Annotated in this window: 6 protein-coding genes; 1 reads left to right on the top strand and 5 read right to left on the bottom strand. The window is 65.6% G+C overall.

Annotation, left to right across the window (positions count from 1 at the left end):
• The 4 genes from Y705_RS20855 to Y705_RS0101285 form a co-directional block, all read right to left on the bottom strand.
• Positions 1 to 1,147, bottom strand: a 1,147-nt coding sequence (locus Y705_RS20855; RefSeq protein ID WP_253908434.1) for a M23 family metallopeptidase, incomplete at its 3' end; no start/stop codon positions are given.
• A 263-nt stretch (positions 1,148 to 1,410) separates the two neighbouring features.
• On the bottom strand, positions 1,411 to 1,941 hold the full coding sequence (locus Y705_RS0101295) for a heme-degrading domain-containing protein (protein ID WP_049822087.1): 531 nt from the start codon (positions 1,939 to 1,941) through the stop codon (positions 1,411 to 1,413).
• Between the two features lie 9 nt (positions 1,942 to 1,950).
• Positions 1,951 to 2,244: a MoaD/ThiS family protein gene (locus Y705_RS0101290; RefSeq protein WP_026531560.1), complete on the bottom strand. Its 294-nt coding sequence runs from the start codon at positions 2,242 to 2,244 to the stop codon at positions 1,951 to 1,953.
• 6 nt (positions 2,245 to 2,250) lie between these two features.
• Positions 2,251 to 3,351 carry a WD40/YVTN/BNR-like repeat-containing protein gene (locus tag Y705_RS0101285; RefSeq protein ID WP_026531559.1) on the bottom strand — a complete coding sequence of 367 codons (1,101 nt, stop codon included), beginning with the start codon at positions 3,349 to 3,351 and terminating at the stop codon, positions 2,251 to 2,253.
• 104 nt (positions 3,352 to 3,455) lie between these two features.
• On the opposite strand from Y705_RS0101285, the gene Y705_RS0101280 reads away from it, so the two are divergent.
• On the top strand, positions 3,456 to 4,391 hold the full coding sequence (locus tag Y705_RS0101280; protein WP_026531558.1) for a DUF4031 domain-containing protein: 936 nt from the start codon (positions 3,456 to 3,458) through the stop codon (positions 4,389 to 4,391).
• Between the two features lie 132 nt (positions 4,392 to 4,523).
• Here Y705_RS0101280 and Y705_RS0101275 read toward each other — a convergent pair.
• Positions 4,524 to 4,889 (bottom strand): ArsR/SmtB family transcription factor (locus tag Y705_RS0101275; protein ID WP_026531557.1); only part of this gene is annotated, 366 nt, incomplete at its 5' end.

The raw sequence follows: 4,889 nt of genomic DNA, 5'->3' as shown, positions 1-4,889 counted from the left end.
CATCCGTCGTCGGGTTTTTGGTGTCGGGTGAGGACGGGGATGACGGCGACTTCGAGGAGGGCGAGGACGGTGTCTCGGAGGGTTTCGGATCGAAGACGGATTTCTGCAGTGGGGAGGGGATGGTCCTCGACGGAGCGTCGGTGTTCTGCGTCTTGTCGGATGAAGAGGCCTGCGGCGGTGCCAGGGTTTTCAGCGTCGACTGCCTTGGAGCCGGCATCGGCAGAAAAGGGCCTGCCTGGATGATCTCGGCGGGCGGGGCGGGCACGCGGACCGTCGGATTGTCGAAGCGCTTGTTGAATACCGGCGCCCAGATGGGTAGAAATTCCGGTTCGGGGGCGAACCCGCGAGCGTAGTCAGCGATGACGGGACCTGGCCGGTAGTTCTGCTCCCCGACGGGTACGAGCCTCCAGTTCCCTGGGTCCGCATAGGCGCCATTCAGGATTGTTTCGAAGTGGAGATGGCAGCCGGTGGAAGAGCCGGTGGTTCCGACCTTGGCGATGGCGGTGCTCACATTCACCGCGTCACCTTTCTTGACCGAGATGCTCTCCAGATGGCTGTAGGTGGTTACCAGCCCATTTCCGTGGTCCAGCTCCACGCGGTTGCCTCCACCCCCCGCGTGCCATCCCACGGAGGTCACGACTCCGGCATCCGCGGAGAACACGATCGTTCCGCAGGATGCAGCGAAGTCCAGGCCCCAGTGGAACTCTCCGGGGGAACCGTCGAGGGGATTGGTGCGGAGGCCGAAGGATGAACTCGAGTTGAGCTGCCGAAGTGGCGCCACCAGCGTGCCGGCGGCCGGCCTCTCGACCTGCAGGGATTCCGTGGACGAGTGGGCGAGGAGGGTATGGGCACTTCGCGCCCGAACGATCTTGAATCGGTTCTCCGCCGGCGAGGCCTTCGGCGGTGTGAAGTCGTCGCTCAGGGGGTCCGCGGAATCAGGAGCGCCCGCCAATGCGCCGCGTGGCGCAAGAAAACCGCGTCCTGCCCGCTCGAAGGAAGTGTCCTCGTCAATGCCGGTACGCGCGTCGCCTCCGATCGAGGCGCTGCTTACGCTGTGTAACTGCGACGTTGATCCTGGGCTCTGGTAGCCGGAGGTGGAAACCGCTGCGAGAACAATGAACGCGCTGAGGCCTGATCGTGCGGCCACCCGATTGTTCCATGCAGCTTTTCGAGTACCGGTGAACGGCCAAAACTTTGTCATCACGATCTCCATAAACTTCCCCACGAAGGAGGAAAAAGACGTTGTACCCCGCCAATGTCCTGGCGCTCACCTGTGGGAGACCGCCTGCCCCTACTAAACCAACGCGCGGTTGGGAAACCCTTGGGGCGTGAGGCCGTGCGATGAAACTCATCATGAAGCGCGCGGATGCCCTTCGGCCCCGAACTCCTGGAATTCAGAAAATCATGCGCTTATCCTGCGGCGGCGCGCTGGTGGAGCCTCAAAGCCTCGACCACCAGGTTGTGGTCCTGGACCTGCGGCAACCCGGAAACGGTGACTGTGGCCACCGGGCCTGCGCCACGGATGTAGAAGGGGAACGAGCCGCCATGCGCTGCGTAGATCGCGGTGTCGAACAGGGGATTGTCCTCGGCGCGCCCGCCGCACTGCCGCGCCCTGAGCCCCACGAGGAGTGAAGGTATGGCGTACCGCGCTGCAGTGCGGCTCTTGGCCCTGAGCCAGAGATCATTGTCGGGGGTTGCGCCGTCGAGTGCAGCGTGGAAGAGCACGTGGTCGGACTGCCTGATGTCGACGGCGATGGGCAGCGCACGGGTGGTACCCAGTTCCACGAGAAGCATCCCGAGGGATATGGCGTTGTTGTTGGAGAAACGCTCGAAGTGCAGCTCCGCGATCTCCGCCTCGATGCGGCGGACGAGGGAGTTCAGCGCAGCTTCGGACTGCATCCCCGGATCATCAGGATCGAACGGGGTGGTTTCTGGTTCCATCGCTTCAATCTACCCGCCCGCCACCGACTGGATGATCATGACTGTGGCGCCGGGATTCACCGGAGTGTCGAGGAGGTCCAATCCGCGCACGTCCTCGCCGTCGACATAGATATTGACGTAGCGGCGCAGGCTCCCTGTCTCATCCCGGATCCGCTGGCTCAGCAAGGGCCTGCCGTCTCCGACCGTATTGAGCAGATGTTCCACAGTGGTGGGTCCACTGACCGCCACGGGAACCTCGCTGCGGCCGTCCAGGAAGCGCCTCAGCAGGGTGGGAATCAACACGGTGACGGCGCCGTCGGTCATCGGGGGCTACCCGGCGACGACGTCGGCGCGCACCGTGAGCACGTCCGGCAGGTGGGAGGCCACTTCGGTGAACGTGGCGCCCTCGTCGGCACTCGCGTACACGCTGCCGCCCCGGGTGCCGAAATAGACGCCGGCCGGCTCGGCAGTGTCGACGCAGGCAGCGTCGCGCAGCACTGCGTTGTATTCGAGTGGCGGAAGCCCATGGTCCAGTTGCCGCCAGGTGGTGCCGGCGTCGTCGGTCCGGTGGACTGCGAGCTTGCCGTCGGGAGGGAACCGTTCGCCGTCGGCCTTCAGTGGGATCACCCAGGCGGTCCCACCGCGGCGGGGGTGGGAGAGCATCACGAAGCCGAAGTCGGAGGGGAGCCCGTCCGCAATGGACTGCCAGGTATCGCCGGAGTCCTCCGACACGTAGACGCCGTGGTGGTTCTGCGCGTACAGGCGGTCGGGGTTCTCGGCATCCCGCGCCACCTTGTGGACGCACTGCCCGAATTCGGGCTGGGGATCGGGCAGGAAGTAGGCCGAAATACCGCTGTTGCGCGGCTCCCAGGAAGAACCGCCATCGAGCGAGCGGTAGACTCCGCCAGTGCTCATGGCTGCGTGGACGGTATCGTCGGCCGGGCTGGGCAGCACGGTGTGGGCGGCTGCGCCGCCGAAACCGGCACCCCACTCGGAGCGGTGGGGGTGGTCCCACAGGCCCCGGTTCAGCTCGAAGTGTTCACCGCCGTCGGTGGATTTCCACACGGAGATAGGCTCGCAGCCGGCCCAGACGACGCCCGGGCGGTTCTCGGCGTCGGGCTGGATCTGCCAGACGCGTGCAAGCGCGGCGTCATCCCCGGCGTCGAAGCGGATACCGCCTTCCTGGGGCTCGGTCCAGGTTGCGCCGAGGTCGTCGGAGTGGACGATGCAGGGGCCCCAGTGCCACGACATGCTGCCCACGAGGATGCGCGTGCGGCCGCCGCGCGTGTCGATGCCGATGGCGGGCACCTCCTGCATCGGGAATTTCGGCTCGGAAAGGGTCCAGGACTGCCGGTCGTTGCTGGTGGCGAGCCACAATCCTTTCTTGGTGCCGATGGCAAGGAGGGTGGTGCTGGTTCCAGGAGTGCTCATGACTGCCCCGATGAAGTCCGGATTCGTGAGGATGGATGGTGCCTCTAGGAAGAATGGCATACGCTTCCCTGCCTGTACATAGCGGCGTGCGCCTAAACTGCGGCATGGCCGTTTTCATCGATCCCCCTCGCTGGCCTGCCCACGGAACCGTATTTTCCCACCTCGTTTCGGATTCCTCCCTCGAGGAACTTCACTCGTTCGCCTCGGCGGCGGGAATCGGGCCGAGGGCTTTCGACCTGGACCACTATGACGTTCCGGCCCGGCGCTACCGCGATCTTGTCCGGCGCGGTGCAAGGGAGGTGGAAGGAGGGGAACTGGTGCGCCTGCTCTTGGCCAGTGGGCTGCGGATTCCTGCCCGACGGCGGCCCGGGCGCCTCCGGCGCACGCTCAGCCTGCGGTGGCACGCCCTGTCAGTGGACTCGTTCCCGGACCTGCCCGGTGCTGCGCAGGTCGGCGAGGAGCTCCTGGCCCGGTGGGGCGAGCCGCACCGCCGGTACCACACCTACGCGCACCTGCTCGCGGTTCTCGAGGCGCTCGACGCCTTACTCGACGCCTTACTCGACGACGACGACGGCGCCGCCATCCGCCGCTCGGTGCAGCTCGCTGCGTGGTTCCACGACGCGGTGTACCAGGGGGTTGCGGGTGACGAACGCAGTTCCGCTGCGCTCGCGGGGAAGCTCCTCGGCGACCTTCCCCCCGACGATATTGCGGAAGTCCAGCGGCTCGTCCTCCTGACCATCTCCCACTCCCCCTCGGCGGACGACCGCGCAGGTGCACTGCTGTGTGACGCCGATCTCGCGGTGCTCGGGGGTTCACCCGCGGACTACGCGCGGTATGTCGCCGCCGTCCGGGAGGAATACGCTTCCGTGCCGGACGCCGACTTCATCACAGGACGTGCCGGCGTCGTCCGTAGCTTGCTGGGAGTCGATCCGCTGTATCGCACGCAGCGCGCGCAACGGTTATGGCTTGATACTGCCCGCGGGAATCTTGCGAACGAGCTGGCCGGTCTGAAGGGGCCGGGAACAGAAAGAAGGCCCTGACCGGGCGGGAGAAATGGGGGAAAACGCCCGAGCCGGTCAGGGCCTCACAAAAAACATTCTACAAGACAAACCTCCCCTTTTTGCAAACCCGGCCCGCACTGCCATCCGGGTCGTGCAGTGGGCTGGTTGTTTCTATTCGTGGGTTGGTTCGCCGGTGACGCGGTGATCCGCGTGATTGACGCCTTCGAGGATCAGGCGGGTGAGGTGTCCGTCGATAATGCTGTAGACGATATTGCGTGCTACTTTGCGCGTGGACACCAGATTCGAGAGCCGAAGTTTAGCCAAGTGCTGGCTGACAGCGGTGCGATTGGCTCCGGTCGCAGTGACGAGGGTTCCGACGTCGGCCGGTCCCTGTGTGAGGAGCCAGAGGATGTGTAGCCGGGTGGGATCAGCGAGCATTCGGAAGGTCGCTGCGCCGGCCTCAAGGCGCTGGCTGTCCGGTTCGATCGGGTGAACGAGGCTGGGCCCGCCGGCCGGGCCGCCCGAAGGCGTGGCTGG

It is taken from the genome of Arthrobacter sp. H41 (genome assembly GCF_000520535.1).
Lineage (GTDB): Bacteria > Actinomycetota > Actinomycetes > Actinomycetales > Micrococcaceae > Arthrobacter_D.
This window is presented reverse-complemented; position numbering and strand designations above follow the sequence as displayed.